The sequence below is a fragment of the Streptomyces sp. NPDC085944 genome (assembly GCF_040686295.1).
GTDB lineage: Bacteria > Actinomycetota > Actinomycetes > Streptomycetales > Streptomycetaceae > Streptomyces > Streptomyces salinarius.
Genome location: NZ_JBFBJX010000007.1, coordinates 382,841 through 396,975 on the forward strand (window position 1 = coordinate 382,841; position 14,135 = coordinate 396,975).

14 protein-coding genes are annotated in these 14,135 nt (G+C 71.8%); 4 read left to right on the forward strand and 10 right to left on the reverse strand.

Annotation, left to right across the window (positions count from 1 at the left end):
• Positions 1-6 precede the first annotated feature (6 nt).
• From AB0P07_RS17150 to AB0P07_RS17180, 7 genes are all read right to left on the reverse strand, one after another.
• Positions 7-762: an SDR family oxidoreductase gene (locus tag AB0P07_RS17150; protein ID WP_365551176.1), complete on the reverse strand. Its 756-nt coding sequence runs from the start codon at positions 760-762 to the stop codon at positions 7-9.
• A 4-nt stretch (positions 763-766) separates the two neighbouring features.
• Positions 767-2,554 (reverse strand): glycoside hydrolase family 15 protein, encoded by a 1,788-nt coding sequence (locus AB0P07_RS17155; RefSeq protein WP_365551179.1) that lies wholly within the window; start codon positions 2,552-2,554, stop codon positions 767-769.
• 64 nt (positions 2,555-2,618) lie between these two features.
• Positions 2,619-3,410: an SURF1 family protein gene (locus AB0P07_RS17160; RefSeq protein ID WP_365551182.1), complete on the reverse strand. Its 792-nt coding sequence runs from the start codon at positions 3,408-3,410 to the stop codon at positions 2,619-2,621.
• Between the two features lie 205 nt (positions 3,411-3,615).
• A complete protein-coding gene (locus tag AB0P07_RS17165) occupies positions 3,616-3,849 on the reverse strand; it encodes a hypothetical protein (protein ID WP_365551185.1) in 234 nt (77 codons plus the stop codon).
• 98 nt (positions 3,850-3,947) lie between these two features.
• Complete coding sequence (locus AB0P07_RS17170) at positions 3,948-4,940, reverse strand: DEDDh family exonuclease (protein ID WP_365551187.1); 993 nt, start codon at positions 4,938-4,940, stop codon at positions 3,948-3,950.
• Between the two features lie 104 nt (positions 4,941-5,044).
• On the reverse strand, positions 5,045-6,052 hold the full coding sequence (locus tag AB0P07_RS17175) for a CopD family protein (RefSeq protein WP_365551189.1): 1,008 nt from the start codon (positions 6,050-6,052) through the stop codon (positions 5,045-5,047).
• Positions 6,053-6,268: 216 nt separating this feature from the next.
• Positions 6,269-7,807: a S8 family serine peptidase gene (locus AB0P07_RS17180; protein WP_365551191.1), complete on the reverse strand. Its 1,539-nt coding sequence runs from the start codon at positions 7,805-7,807 to the stop codon at positions 6,269-6,271.
• 342 nt (positions 7,808-8,149) lie between these two features.
• Here AB0P07_RS17180 and AB0P07_RS17185 point away from each other — a divergent pair, with 342 nt between their 5' ends.
• The 3 genes from AB0P07_RS17185 (at position 8,150) to moaA (ending at position 11,312) form a co-directional block, all read left to right on the forward strand.
• Complete coding sequence (locus AB0P07_RS17185; protein WP_365551194.1) at positions 8,150-8,524, forward strand: DUF485 domain-containing protein; 375 nt, start codon at positions 8,150-8,152, stop codon at positions 8,522-8,524.
• Positions 8,521-10,155, forward strand: coding sequence for a cation acetate symporter (locus tag AB0P07_RS17190; RefSeq protein ID WP_365551197.1), 1,635 nt, complete (start codon positions 8,521-8,523; stop codon positions 10,153-10,155). Before AB0P07_RS17185 ends, AB0P07_RS17190 begins: the two co-directional genes overlap by 4 nt.
• Before the next feature lie 167 nt (positions 10,156-10,322).
• Positions 10,323-11,312 (forward strand): GTP 3',8-cyclase MoaA, encoded by a 990-nt coding sequence (moaA, locus tag AB0P07_RS17195; RefSeq protein WP_165288298.1) that lies wholly within the window; start codon positions 10,323-10,325, stop codon positions 11,310-11,312.
• Here moaA and AB0P07_RS17200 read toward each other — a convergent pair.
• Both AB0P07_RS17200 and AB0P07_RS17205 read right to left on the reverse strand, forming a co-directional pair.
• On the reverse strand, positions 11,309-11,548 hold the full coding sequence (locus tag AB0P07_RS17200; protein WP_365551200.1) for a hypothetical protein: 240 nt from the start codon (positions 11,546-11,548) through the stop codon (positions 11,309-11,311). The genes moaA and AB0P07_RS17200 overlap by 4 nt on opposite strands.
• Before the next feature lie 210 nt (positions 11,549-11,758).
• Positions 11,759-12,157, reverse strand: coding sequence for a DUF3099 domain-containing protein (locus AB0P07_RS17205; protein ID WP_365551203.1), 399 nt, complete (start codon positions 12,155-12,157; stop codon positions 11,759-11,761).
• 264 nt (positions 12,158-12,421) lie between these two features.
• Here AB0P07_RS17205 and AB0P07_RS17210 point away from each other — a divergent pair, with 264 nt between their 5' ends.
• Positions 12,422-12,703 (forward strand): GlsB/YeaQ/YmgE family stress response membrane protein, encoded by a 282-nt coding sequence (locus AB0P07_RS17210; protein WP_362352303.1) that lies wholly within the window; start codon positions 12,422-12,424, stop codon positions 12,701-12,703.
• Positions 12,704-12,824: 121 nt separating this feature from the next.
• Here AB0P07_RS17210 and tyrS read toward each other — a convergent pair whose 3' ends face one another.
• The gene (tyrS, locus tag AB0P07_RS17215) at positions 12,825-14,093 is read right to left on the reverse strand and encodes a tyrosine--tRNA ligase (RefSeq protein ID WP_197924924.1); all 1,269 of its coding nucleotides are present in this window, start codon (positions 14,091-14,093) and stop codon (positions 12,825-12,827) included.
• Positions 14,094-14,135: the final 42 nt, after the last annotated feature.

The window sequence follows — 14,135 nt, forward strand, 5'->3', positions numbered from 1 at the left end:
TCCGTCCTAGAACCCGTGCCGTACGCCGCCGTCCACCGGGAGCATGACGCCCGTGAGGTACGACGCCGCGGGGGAGAGCAGGAACGCGGACACGCGGCCGAACTCCTCCGGAGCACCGTAGCGGCGCAGCGGGATCCGGGACTCGGCGGCCGCCCTGGTCGCCTCCGGGTCGGCGGACAGCCCGTCCAGCTCGCGCACCCGGTCGGTGTCGACGCGTCCCGGCAGCAGGCCGACGACGCGGATGCCGCGCGGGCCCAGCTCGTCGGCGAGGGACTTGGCGAAGCCCGCGAGCCCGGGGCGCAGCCCGTTGGAGACGGTCAGGCCCGGGATCGGCTCGTGCACCGAGCCCGACAGCACGAAGCCGATCACCCCGCCCTCCGCCAGCTCGGCCGCCGCCGTCCGGGCCAGCCGCACCGCGCCGAGGAACACCGACTCGAACGCCGCCTGCCACTGCTCGTCCGTGGTGTCGGCGACGAACCCGGGCGGCGGCCCGCCCACGCTGATCAGCACGCCGTCGAAACGGCCGAAGCGCTCGCGGGCGGTCGCGACCAGCCGCCCGGCGGCCTCCGGGTCGGCGTTGTCGGCGGCGACCCCGACCGCGCCTGCCCCCAGCGCCGCGGCAGCCTGAGCGACGCTCTTCTCGTCCCGCCCCGTGACGACGACCTTCGCCCCGTCGGCGACCAGCTCGCGCGCGGCGGCGTTGCCCAGGCCCCGGGTGGCTCCCGTGACGACGTACACCCGGTCCTTCAGTCCAAGATCCATGGCCCTATCCTGCCTTCTCCTGCCCGAACAGGGCGAGGGCCGTGTTCACCAGGCCGACGTGGCTGAAGGCCTGCGGGAAGTTGCCGAGCTGGCGTCCGGCCACCGGGTCGTACTCCTCGGCCAGCAGCCCCACGTCGTTGGCGAGCCCCACCAGCCGCTCGAACAGCTCCCGCGCCTCCTTCGTCCGGCCGGTCGCGTGCAGGGCGTCCGCGTACCAGAACGAGCACACCAGGAACGTCCCCTCGCCGCCCGGCAGCCCGTCGACCCGGCGGCCCCCGGTGCTGTAGCGGCGCACCAGGCCGTCCCGGGTCAGCTCCGCGCCGATCGCGTCGACCGTGCCGACCACACGCGGGTCGTCCGGCGGCAGGAAGCCCACGCGCGGCACGAGCAGCAGCGAGGCGTCCAGCTCCCGCGAGCCGTAGTACTGGGTGAACGTGTTGCGCACCGGGTCGTAGCCCTTCTCGCACACCTCGCGGTGCACCTCGTCGCGCAGCGCCCGCCACCCGTCGAGGTCACCGCCACCCAGCTCGGGGTGGTCCTCCAGGGTGCGCACCGCCCGGTCCAGCGCCACCCACGTCATCACCTTCGAGTGCACGAACTGCCGGCGCCCGCCCCGCACCTCCCACAGTCCCTCGTCGGGCTCCCGCCACGCCGTGGCCAGGAAGTCCATCAGGGCGCACTGCAGCTCCCACATCTGCGGCCGCGGGCGCATCCCCGCCAGCCGGGCCAGCGAAAGGGAGTCCATGACCTCCCCGTACACGTCCAACTGGAGCTGGTTCACCGCGTCGTTGCCGACGCGGACGGGGGTGGACTCGGCGAAGCCGGACAGCCACGGCAGCTCGAACTCGGGCAGCCGCCGCTCGCCCGCGACGCCGTACATGATCTGCAGGTCGGCGGGGTTGCCCGCGACCGCGCGCAGCAGCCAGTCGCGCCAGGCCTCCGCCTCCTCCAGGTAGCCCGCCGACAGCAGGGCGCCCAGGGTGAGCGTGGAGTCGCGCAGCCAGCAGAAGCGGTAGTCCCAGTTGCGCACCCCGCCCGGCTCCTCGGGCAGCGAGGTGCTGGGGGCGGCCACGATGCCGCCGGTGGGCTTGTACGTGAGTGCCTTCAGCGTGATCAGGGAGCGGATTACGGCGTCCCGGTGCGGACCGTCGTAGCGGCAGTGGGCAGCCCACTCCCGCCAGTCCTCGACGCTGTGCTCCAGCGACATGTACGGGTCGATCAGTGGCGGCCGCGGTTCGTGCGAGGGGTGCCAGGTCAGCACGAACGCGACCTTCTCGCCCGCGGCCACGGTGAACTCCGCGTGCGTCCCGAAGTCCTCGCCCCACGTGTGCACCTCCGGCTCGCTGCGCAGCCACGCCGAGTCCGGCCCGGCGACGGCCACCCGGTGCCCGTCGGTCCGGCGCACCCACGGGACGATCGAGCCGTAGTCGAAGCGCAGCCGTAGCACGCTGTGCACGGTGACCTCGCCGCTCAGGCCCTCCACGATGCGCACGAGGTCGGGGGCGCGGTCGCGCTGGGGCATCAGGTCGGTGACGCGGACCGCACCGTCCTCGGTCTCCCACTCGGTGTCCAGGACGAGGGTGTCCGGCCGGTAGGCACGCCGCGTGCAGCGCTCCGCGCCCTTGGGGGCGATGCGCCAGTGGCCGTTGTCCTCGTCGCCGAGCAGCTTGGCGAAGCAGGCGGCCGAGTCGAAGCGGGGCAGGCAGAGCCAGTCCACGGAGCCGTCCGTGCCGACCAGGGCCGCGGTCTGCTGGTCGCCGATGAGCGCGTAGTCCTCGATGTCGGGGTGCACGGGTTGTCCTCTTCCCGGCCGCGGCCGGAGCAATCAAATCCGCCCGCACGCTCCCACCGCGCGGCTACACCGTCGCGGGTTCCGCCGCCGCGGGCCGCACGTCCTCGCCGGCCTCCCGCTCGCGCTTCTCGCGGCGGACCAGGAACCACCAGCCGACGGGGACGGCCGCGGCGAACAGCCACCACTGGATCGCGTAGGCGAAGTTCAGCGCGGCGTTCTCGTTGCCGGGCCTGCCGATCGGCTCCGGGGTGTCCTTCTTCGGCTCCGGCGTCTTCAGGACGACGTACCCGCCGAGCACCGGGGCGGCCAGGCGCTCGGCCTGCTGCTCGCTGTTGATGAGCATGATCTGCCGGTCCGGCAGGCCCTCGAGATCCTTGATGCCGCTCGCCTCGGTCGTCTCGTCGGGCATCAGCCGCCCGGTGACGGTGATCTCCCCCCGGGGCGGTGCGGGGATCTCGGGGAACTCCGTCTGGCTCGGGCCGTCCGCGGGGATCCAGCCCCGGTTCACCAGCATGACCTTGCCGTCGTCCAGCACGAACGGCGTCAGCACGTGGTAGCCGATGTTGTCGTCGCCGTCGGTGCGGCGGCGGACGACGACCTCGCGGTCCGTGTCGAAGCGGCCCTTCGCGGTGACGGTGCGGTACCGCTCACGCGTGGTGATCTTCTTGCCGGGTTCGGTCAGCGACTCCACGGGCACCGGCGACGCCTCGAGCGCACGCGCGACCAGGTCGTTCCGGGCGGTGCGCTCCTCGTAGCGGTGCATCTGCCAGAAGCCCAGCCGGATCATCGTGGGGATGAGCAGCACGGCGACCAGCGTGAGGATCACCCACTGGCGGGACAACAGGAAGCGGTACACGCATCGACGGTACCTTGACCGGGACGGGCCCTCGCGGGGAGGTCCCCGCGAGGGCCGCAGCCCCGCGCGGGCGGGGAGCACACGACCGACTCGCAGCGTCGTGGGGTCTACCGCGGGCCGTCCCCGCTTGGGCGGGAAGTACGTCCGACTTCGGAGCCGCGGCGTGGGTTCAACGACGGCTTCGCCCGGCGGTCACGCGAAGGGCTCACACCTTGTCGACGATCCCCGCCCTCCCCTCCGCGCGGGCGCAGTGGGCGCCGCAGAACCAGTGGCCGTCGACCTCGACGCCCTGGCCGATGATCTGCACCCGGCAGTGCTCGCAGATGGGGGCCATCCGATGGATCGCGCAGGAGAAGCAGTCGAAGACGTGCACCGCGCCCTGGGCGTGGACCTCGAAGGTCATTCCGTAGCTGTTGCCGCAGACTTCACATGTCGCCATGCGCCACAGGGTGGGCCGTCCTCGCGGACAAGGGCGGGCGGGCGCCTGGCGAGTCGCCCGGAATCACCCGTCCGTACGGCTCCGAGGGACCGCGTGCCTCAGGACCCGGTGTCCGCCGGCTCGACGTCGGCGAGCAGCTGCCCGAACGCCGCCTCGTCCACCACCGGCGTGCCGAACTGCCGGGCCTTGACCACCTTCGAAGTGCCCGAGTCCGGGTCGTTGGTGACGAGCAGGCTGGTCAGCCGGGACAGGCTGGTCGCGACGTGCAGCCCCGCCTCTGCGGCACGGTCCTCCAGCAGGTCCCGCTCGACGGAGGTGTCACCCGAGAAGGCGACCCGCATGCCCTGCTTGAGTCTTTTGCCCTCTTCGTACCGGCCCGGGTTGGGATAGGGGCATGCGGGCCTTTTGCGGGAGGGGCGCCAACTGTTCGGCCGGTAGCTGCCGTAGCTCGGCTGCTGCCCGATCCGGGGCGCGGGACGGTCCGACCACTCGGTCAGCGGCCGGCACTCGTGCAGCGGCAGCCGTACGCCCCCCGCCGCCGCGGCCAGCAGGCTCGGCCGGAACGCCTCCGCCAGCACCCGCGCGTCGTCCAGCGCGTGGTGCGCCCGCTGCTGCACGACGCCGAAGTGCGCGGCCAGCGACTCCAGCTTGTGGTTGGGCAGCGGCAGGTCGAGCGCCTTGGACAGGGCGATGGTGCACAGCCGTTGCCGCACCGGCGCCTCGCGCTTCGCGCGCGCGTACTCGCGGGCGATCATCTGCCAGTCGAAGACGGCGTTGTGCGCGACGAGGACCCGGCCGTCCAGCCGGGCCGCGAACTCCTCCGCGACGTCCGGGAAGAGCGGCGCGTCACGGAGTACGTCGTTCGTCAGACCGTGTATCCACACCGGCCCCGGGTCGCGCTGCGGATTGACCAGGGTGTACCAGTGGTCCTCGACCTCGCCGCGGGCGTCCAGCCGGTAGACGGCCGCCGAGATGATGCGGTCGTCGCGGGCCAGGCCGGTGGTCTCCACGTCGACGACCGCGTACCCCTGCGGATACGCGGCCGGCCACGCCGTGGCGGACGGCGCTGCGGTCGTACGGTCTTCGAGCATGGTCAATGAGGATACGGCCCGGGACCGACACTCCGGTCCGGCAGGTGCCCCGTGCCGTCAAGTCCTCGGCGCGGCGGGAGCGTTGCGGCACCTGGCGGGCGCACTCACCAGCGGATCGGCACCGGAAGCGCCGTCAGGAGCCCCGACACCGCGACCACCACGCCCAGCGCGACGACCTCCGCGCGCGCGGGGGAGCAGGCGGCCAGCGGGTCGGCGGCGCGGCCCAGCCGGACCCTGGCCCACAGCGCGAGGACGGCGACGGCGGCCACCAGCACCACCTTGGCGAGCAGGACGCGCCCGTACGCGGTGTCCGTGAGCTGGTCCAGGATCGTGCCGGCCGGCATCCGGCGCAGCGAACTGCACACGCCGGTCGCCGTGAGGGCCGCCAGCAGAAGGGCCGCCACGCGCGCGTAGAGCCCCAGCAGGGCGGGCCCCGCCTCGGCGTCCCGCCAACGCCGCAGCACCCGCAGCGCGTACAGCAGACCGCCCACCCACAGCGAGGCGCAGGTCAGATGGACGAGGGTCAGACCGGAGCCGAGCAGCGGGCTGTACTCGGTCGTGGGATGCGCGCGCAGCGGCTCCGCGACGATCACGGCGGCCAGCGGCCAGACCTGGAGCCCGGGCCGGCGGGAGGTCGCGCACAGCCAGGCCGCGAGGAACCCGTTGACCTCCACGAGCGCCAGCTTGCCGTCGCGGGAGGAGTAGAGGCCGCCGACGTCGACGTCGGCGGCCGAGCCCGGCACCAGGTTGCCCGTGGCCACGACCGAGGCCAGCCCCAGGGCGGCGACGAAACCGGCGGCCGCCGCGTACGGCGTCCAGCTGCGCGGCCGGTCCGGGGGAGCGCCGGGCAGGGACCGGGCCAGCCGGTTGACGAAGAGTTCGCCGAGCGGCACGCTCAGCGCGGCGAAGAGCACCGTGCGCAGCAGGCCGATGCCGCCGGTGCCGGGCGCCTCGGCCTCCCCGGTGCCGTGCAGCGCGGGGGACGGGCCGAGCACGGGTATCAGCGCGCCGAGGACCACCAGCACGAGTACGGCCGCGGCCCGGCCGGCGCCGGAGGGCCGCGAGTGCCGTCCGGTGCCGCCGCTCCGGGACGGGAGTCGTATCGAGGTCACCCCAGGATCTTCACCAAGTCGTCAGATCCGGGCAAGTTGCCCCTTCACGAGCCGCGCGCCACGTCGGTCGGCCGCAGCTCACCCTGGGCGAGGGCGACTTCGGCGACGTATGGGCAGGTCCTCGTAGGTGTCCAGCGCACAGATGCCGCCGCACGAGTGGGGCGGCGGGCCGGGTGGGACCGGTCCGCCGCCCCCGCGTCACGCGCGCGTAGCCGGTTACCAGGTCACCGCGTCCAGCGCGTCGGCCATGCCCCAGCCGTAGAAGCCGTTGCGGTTCTTCGGGCCCTCGCACACCGCGTCGACCTTGCCGTCGCCGTCGATGTCGTACGGCTTGGTGCACGCCGTGGCGTCGGCCTCGGCGTACAGCAGGGCCTTGACCATCGCCGGGGAGGCGTGCGGGTGCGTCGACTTGATGAGGGCGGCGACACCCGCGACGTGCGGGGAGGCCATCGACGTACCGGCCATGTAGCCCCACTTGCCGCCGGGCAGCGTGCCCAGGATCAGTCCGCTGGTGGCGGGCGGCTCGGGCGTCTGGTAGGCCGTCGAGTCGCCGCCGGGCGCGGCGATGTCGATGACGCCCCGGCCGTAGTTGGAGAAGGACGACTTGAGGCCCTTCGCACCGGTCGCCGCGACCGTCACGACCCCCGGCAACTGGGTCGGGATGTCCAGGCACTTCGACGGGTCGACCGTCCGGTCACCGGGCGTGGTGTCGTTCGGGGAGGACGGGTCGGTGATCTCGTCGGAGGTGAGGTCGTAGTTCTCGTTGCCGGCCGCGGCGACGTTGACCGCGCCCTTCTTCTCCGCGTACCGCGTGGCCCGCGAGACGGCCTCGACGAGCGCCTTCTGGTCCGGGTCGTCCTTGCAGTTGAAGTACCACGGGTCGGTGTAATAGCTGTTGTTGGTGACGTCCACGCCGTGCTCGGCGGCCCACATGAAGCCGCAGACCACGGCCTCGGTGTAGAAGAAGCCGTCGGGGTTGCCGACCTTGATGCCGGAGACCTTGACGCCGGGCGCCACACCGGTCATTCCGATGCCGTTCTTGGCGGCGGCTATCTCCCCGGCCACGTGGGTGCCGTGCGGGCTCTCCGAGGCGCTCGGCCGCCAGGCGCCGTCGGTGGTGTCCGGCTTGCCCGCGACGCAGTTGACGGAGGCCTCGCGGTCGAAGTTCGGGGCGATGTCCGGGTGGGTGTCGTCCACGCCGGTGTCCAGGACGGCGACGGTCACCCTGCTGCTGCCCAGCGACTTCTCGTGCGCCTTGTCCGCCTTGATGGCGGGCAGGTCCCACTGCAGTGACTCCAGCGGGTCCTGGCCCTCGGCCTTCGCGGAGGTGGCCTGCGCGGCGGCCAGCTCCTTTCCGCTCAGCACCTGCGGTGCGCCCGTGTCGGTCGTGGCGGCCGAGGGCAGCGGCGCGGTGCGGGTGGCACCGGCCGACTGCACGCCGCGCACCTTGCGCACGCTCTTGGCGAAGTCCGGGTTGGCGGAGTGGACGACGATCACGCCGATCCGGTCGTACGACGTGACGATCGTGCCGCCCGCCTTGGCTATCGCGCGCCGCACGGTGGCCGAGGGGCGGTGCCCCGGGGAGACGTTGACGACGTAGCTGAGCGAGGTCCCGTCGGTCGCCGCCGAGGGGGCGGACTCCACCGCGGGTGCCGCGGTGGCCGGGGTGCCCGGCAGGAACGCCAGCGACGCGGCCACGGCCAGGCCGGCCGGGATCGCGAGGGCACGACGGTGACGCGGGTGGGGTGCGGTCATGCGTGGTGTCTCCAGTCCGTCGGGAAAACTCGGGAAACGCGTGCGGAGCGCGGGCCACCCGGGAAACGCAGATGATCCATGGGGTCTCCACATCATCGGCAAACGGCACCTGCCCGAGACACGGGTACGGCTCGGGCAGGTACATGACGTAGTGGTGCAGGGTGAAGCTATCCCCGAAGTCGCTGGCCAGCAATGACCCGCTCAGGGTGACTTCGGAAAGTGCCGCGGGTGTTGAACCGGTCCCCCCGGGGCGCCGTGTCGTTGGGCAGGGAGCCCGAGCACGATCAGCCCCCGTGAATACACCGAGGTCCAGCCGTCATGTCCGTCGTACGAGGAGACTCCGTGGCCACCGACGCACCGCCCCCCTCGAAAGAGGAGCCCCCCTCGCAGGAGGAGCACCGTCTCCCCTCCGCCGAGGAGTTCTCCGAAGTGCAGCAGAGCGTTGAGTTCGCCGAACTGCGCCGCTCCTTCCGCTCCTTCGCGTTCCCGCTGACCCTCGCCTTCGTCGCCTGGTACCTGCTCTACGTGCTGCTGTCGAACTACGCCGGCGGCTTCATGGGCACCAAGCTCTTCGGCAACATCAACGTCGCGTTCGTCTTCGGCATCGCCCAGTTCGTCACCACGTTCCTCATCGCCTGGTGGTACTCGCGGCACGCCGCCGCGAAGCTCGACCCCAAGGCCGAGGCCATCAAGTCCCGGATGGAGGGCGGCGCATGAGCCCCGCACAGTCCGTATTCGCCGCCGAACTGGCCGCCAACGAGGCGAGCGAGCACCGGCCGCTGATCATCACGCTCTTCGCGGTCTTCGTCGCCGCGACGCTGTTCATCACCGTCTGGGCGGGCCGCCAGACCAAGGACGCCGCCGACTTCTACGCGGGCGGCCGCCAGTTCAGCGCCTTCCAGAACGGTCTGGCCGTCTCCGGCGACTACATGTCGGCCGCGTCCTTCCTGGGCATCGCCGGCGCCATCGCCCTCTTCGGCTACGACGGCTTCCTGTACTCCATCGGCTTCCTGGTCGCCTGGCTGGTCGCCCTGCTCCTGGTCGCCGAGCCGCTCAGGAACTCCGGCCGCTACACCATGGGCGACGTCCTCGCCTACCGCATGCGCCAGCGGCCGGTGCGCACCGCCGCCGGCACCTCCACGATCGTGGTGTCGATCTTCTACCTGCTGGCCCAGATGGCGGGCGCGGGCATCCTCGTCTCGCTGCTGCTCGGCATCACCTCCGACGCCGGCAAGATCCTCATCGTGGCCCTGGTCGGCGTCCTGATGATCGTGTACGTCACCATCGGCGGCATGAAGGGCACCACCTGGGTGCAGATGGTCAAGGCCGTGCTGCTGATCGGCGGCACCATCCTGATCACCTTCCTGGTGCTGCTGAAGTTCGACTTCAACGTCTCCGACCTGCTCGGCAAGGCCGCCGAGAACAGCGGCGCGGGCAGCTCCTTCCTGGAGCCCGGACTGAAGTACGGCGCCACCGGCACGTCCAAGCTGGACTTCATCTCGCTCGGCATCGCCCTGGTGCTCGGCACCGCTGGTCTGCCGCACATCCTGATCCGCTTCTACACGGTGCCCAACGCCAAGGCCGCCCGTAAGTCCGTCAACTGGGCGATCGGCATCATCGGCGCCTTCTACCTGATGACCATCGCCCTCGGCTTCGGAGCCGCCGCGCTCATCGGGAAGGACGAGATCATCGCGTCCAACCCGTCCGGCAACACGGCCGCGCCGCTGCTCGCGCTGCACGTGGGCGGCGTCGACTCGGCCTGGGGCGCGATCCTGCTCGCCACGATCTCGGCGGTGGCCTTCGCGACCATCCTCGCCGTCGTCGCGGGCCTCACCCTGGCCTCGTCCTCGTCCTTCGCGCACGACATCTACGCCAACGTCATCCGCAAGGGCCGGGCCACCGAGAAGGAGGAGATGCGGGCGGCCCGCTGGGCGACCGTGTTCATCGGCATCGTCTCCATCGCGCTCGGCGCGCTCGCCCGCGACCTGAACGTGGCCGGCCTGGTCGCCCTGGCCTTCGCCGTCGCCGCCTCGGCCAACCTGCCGACGATCCTCTACAGCCTGTTCTGGAAGAGGTTCACCACCCAGGGCGCCCTGTGGTCGATCTACGGCGGCCTCATCGTCGCCGTCGGCCTGGTGCTGTTCTCGCCCGTGGTCTCCGGCGACCCGAAGGCGATGTTCCCGGACGTCGACTTCGCCTGGTTCCCGCTGCAGAACCCGGGGCTCATCTCGATCCCGTTCGGCTTCCTCATGGGCTGGCTCGGCACGATCCTGTCCAAGGAGAAGCCCGACGAGGCGAAGTACGCGGAGCTGGAAGTCAGGTCCCTGACCGGCACCGGAGCGCACTGACGCCCCCGGCCCGACCGTTGCCGACGCGGCCGCTCGTAGATCCCTACGACGCGGCCGCGTCCCGCGTCGTGGTTTCGGGCGGCTGTCGATGTCGGACCGGTCACGTAGGCTCGACGGTGGCGGAGGAGACAAACGCTCCGCCGATCCGCGTCGAGGGAGGGGGCCACGTGCTCATCGACACCTACGGCCGAGTGGCCACCGACCTGAGGGTCTCGCTCACCGACCGCTGCAATCTGCGCTGTACCTACTGCATGCCCGAAGAGGGCCTGCAGTGGCTCGCCAAGCCCGACCTGCTCACGGACGACGAGATCGTCCGCCTCATCGACATCGCGGTCACCTCCCTCGGCATCGAGGAGGTCCGCTTCACCGGCGGGGAACCGCTGCTGCGCCCCGGTCTGGTCGGGATCGTCGAGCGCGTCGCCGCCCTCGCCCCGCGCCCCCAGATGTCGCTGACCACCAACGGCATCGGCCTCAAGCGCACGGCCGCGGCCCTGAAGGCGGCGGGCCTGGACCGGGTCAACGTCTCCCTGGACACCCTGCGCCCGGACGTCTTCAAGACCCTCACCCGGCGCAACCGCCACCAGGACGTCCTGGAGGGCCTGGAAGCCGCCCGCGAGGCCGGACTGACCCCGGTCAAGGTCAACAGCGTCCTGATGCCGGGGCTCAACGACGACGAAGCCCCCGACCTGCTCGCCTGGGCCGTCGAGCACGACTACGAACTGCGCTTCATCGAGCAGATGCCCCTGGACGCCCAGCACGGCTGGAAGCGCGAGGGCATGATCACCGCCGGTGACATCCTGACCTCCCTGCGCACCCGCTTCGAGCTGACCGCGGAGGGCGCCGGGGAGCGCGGCTCGGCCCCCGCCGAACGCTGGCTGGTCGACGGTGGCCCGCACCGCGTCGGCGTCATCGCTTCCGTCACCCGCCCGTTCTGCTCGGCCTGCGACCGCACCCGGCTGACGGCCGACGGTCAGGTGCGCACCTGCCTGTTCGCCACCGAGGAGACCGATCTGCGCGCGGCCCTGCGCTCCGACGCCCCCGACGAGGAGATCGCCCGCATCTGGCGCCTGGCCATGTGGGGCAAGAAGGCGGGCGCGGGCCTGGACGACCCGACGTTCGTACAGCCGGACCGCCCGATGTCGGCGATCGGGGGCTAGGCGGGCCCGGACCCGCCGGAGACCTCCCGGGCCTCCCACTCGGCGAGCGGGACCACGTCCTTCAGGAAACCCCGCACCCCGAGGAACCGGGACAGGTGCTCGCGGTGCTCGTCGCACGCGATCCACGTCTTGCGGCGCTCCGGAGTGTGGAGCTTCGGGTTGTTCCACGCCAGTACCCACACGGCGGCGGTCCGGCAGCCCTTGGCGGAGCAGATCGGGGTGGTTTCGTCACTCACGGTTTCTTCTCACAGGTCCCCACACATGGCGACGCCGAGCAGCCACGGGGGGAGCTGCCCGGCGTCGGTCCGTCGCTCCGACGGGGGATGCGGAGCGCGTACGAAGTATGTCACGGCCCATCCTTCCCCGGGCACGGAACAACACGAATTTCATCTGAGCATTTCTTCGGCCTGGCGTGGAATCGACGCCGCCCGGAGGGGGCGCCGCGGTCACGGCCGACCGCGTGACTCACCGGCCGCGTGCGGCCCCGGATCGGCCGTGGCGCCTTCCGGGACGGATTCCGCCGCGCCGTTCCCGGCCCGCGGCGGCGTGATCATCGGCGGGGTCGGCGCCGTCACGAACGTCGACGGCAAGGATGGCGCGTTCTCACGCCCCGCGTTGGCGATCACCACCGCGATGTACGGGAGCGCCGCGCCGAGGATCAGGGCCGCGATCGCGACGTGCCGTTCCACGTTCCACAGGCAGACCGCGAGGATCACCGACAGCGTACGGATCGACATCGAGATGACGTACCGGCGCTGCCGCCCGCGCACGTCCTCCTGGAGGCCGGTCCGGGCCCCGGTGATCCGGAACACCTCGGCACTGCCGCCGGCACTCTGCTTCCGCATCTGGTTCCACCATCCGCCCGTATCGGACTCTCCCCGCCCCGCTCTCGTCCGAGGCCGCTCGGGGACGCAGGTCCCGGACAACTCACCACGTTACGCCGCGTCTGCGCCGTCCACGAGACCGGGGCACCCCCCGGTCGGACCGCACCGCGTGCGCCGCCCGGCGCGGGCGCCGGTACCCCGTTCGGCCGTACGCGGCATGCGCCGTACGAGGTACGCCCGAACACTGGTGGCAATGCTCGCGTAGAGCCGGACGAGGAGGCAGCCATGGGCTGGTTGTGGGCGATCATCGTGGGATTCGTGCTCGGCTTGATCGCCAAGGCGATCATCCCCGGAAAGCAGCACATGCCGCTGTGGCTCACCACCATCTGCGGCATGATCGGCGCGATCATCGGCAACGCGATCGCCCGCGCGGCCGGCGTCGAGGCCACGGCCGGCATCGACTGGTGGCGGCACCTGTTCCAGCTGGTGGCGGCGATCATCGTGGTCGGCCTCGGCGACGCGGCCTACACGTCGGCGCGCGGCAGCAGGCGACGCGGACGGGCCTGACCGCACCACCCCGAACGGCGAAGGGGCGGTCCCGGGCCTGACCGCACCACCCCGTACGGCGAAGGGGGGTGGCCCCGGCGGCACTCGGCCCGCCGGGACCGCCCCTCACGCGTGCGCCCGCTCAGGCGCCGGTGACCTCCACCGCGGCCAGGTTCTTCTTGCCGCGGCGCAGCACCAGCCAGCGCCCGTGCAGCAGGTCCTCCTTGGCGGGGACGGCGTCCTCGCCGGCGACCTTGGCGTTGTTCACGTAGGCGCCACCCTCCTTCACCGTGCGGCGCGCGGCGGACTTGCTGGCCACCAGACCGACCTCGGCGAACAGATCCACGACCGGGGCCGGCTCGGCGACCCGGACGTGCGGCAGCTCGGACAGGGCCGCCGCCAGCGTCCGCTCGTCCAGCTCGGCCAGGTCGCCCTGGCCGAAGAGGGCCTTGGACGCGGCGATCACGGCGGCCGTCTGGTCGGCGCCGTGCACCAGCGTCGTCAGCTCCTCGGCCAGCGCGCGCTGCGCGGCCCGCGCCTGCGGACGCTCCTCGGTCTGCCGCTCCAGCTCCTCCAGCTCCGCGCGGGAGCGGAAGGACAGGATGCGCATGTACGTCGAGATGTCCCGGTCGTCCACGTTCAGCCAGAACTGGTAGAACGCGTACGGCGTGGTCATCTCCGGGTCGAGCCAGACGGCGCCGCCCTCGGTCTTGCCGAACTTGGTGCCGTCCGCCTTGGTCATCAGCGGCGTCGCGTAGGCGTGGACCGACGCGTCCGGCTCGAGCCGGTGCAGCAGGTCGAGGCCGGCCGTGAGGTTGCCCCACTGGTCGCTGCCGCCCTGCTGCATCGTGCAGCCGTACCTCCGGTAGAGCTGGAGGAAGTCCATCGCCTGGAGCAGCTGGTAGCTGAACTCCGTGTAGCTGATGCCCTCCGAGGACTCCAGGCGCCGGGCGACGGAGTCCTTGGTCAGCATCTTGTTGACCCGGAAGTGCTTGCCGATGTCCCGCAGGAACTCGATCGCCGACAGGCCCTCGGTCCAGTCGAGGTTGTTGACCATCACCGCGGCGTTCTCGCCCTCGAAGGACAGGAACGGCTCGATCTGGCCGCGCAGCCGCTGGACCCAGCCGGCGACGGTCTCCGGCGAGTTCAGCGTGCGCTCCGCGGTCGGGCGCGGGTCGCCGATCTGACCCGTGGCCCCGCCGACCAGCGCCAGCGGCCGGTGCCCGGCCTGCTGGAGCCGTCGCACCGTGAGCACCTGCACCAGGTGCCCCACGTGCAGCGACGGCGCGGTCGGGTCGAAACCGCAATAGAACGTGACGGGACCGTCCGCGAGCGCCTTGCGCAAAGCGTCCTCGTCGGTGGACTGGGCGAACAGCCCGCGCCACTTCAGCTCGTCGACGATGTCCGTCACGGTTCTCGCGTCTCCTACGTGCTCATGCGTGCGTGATGATCT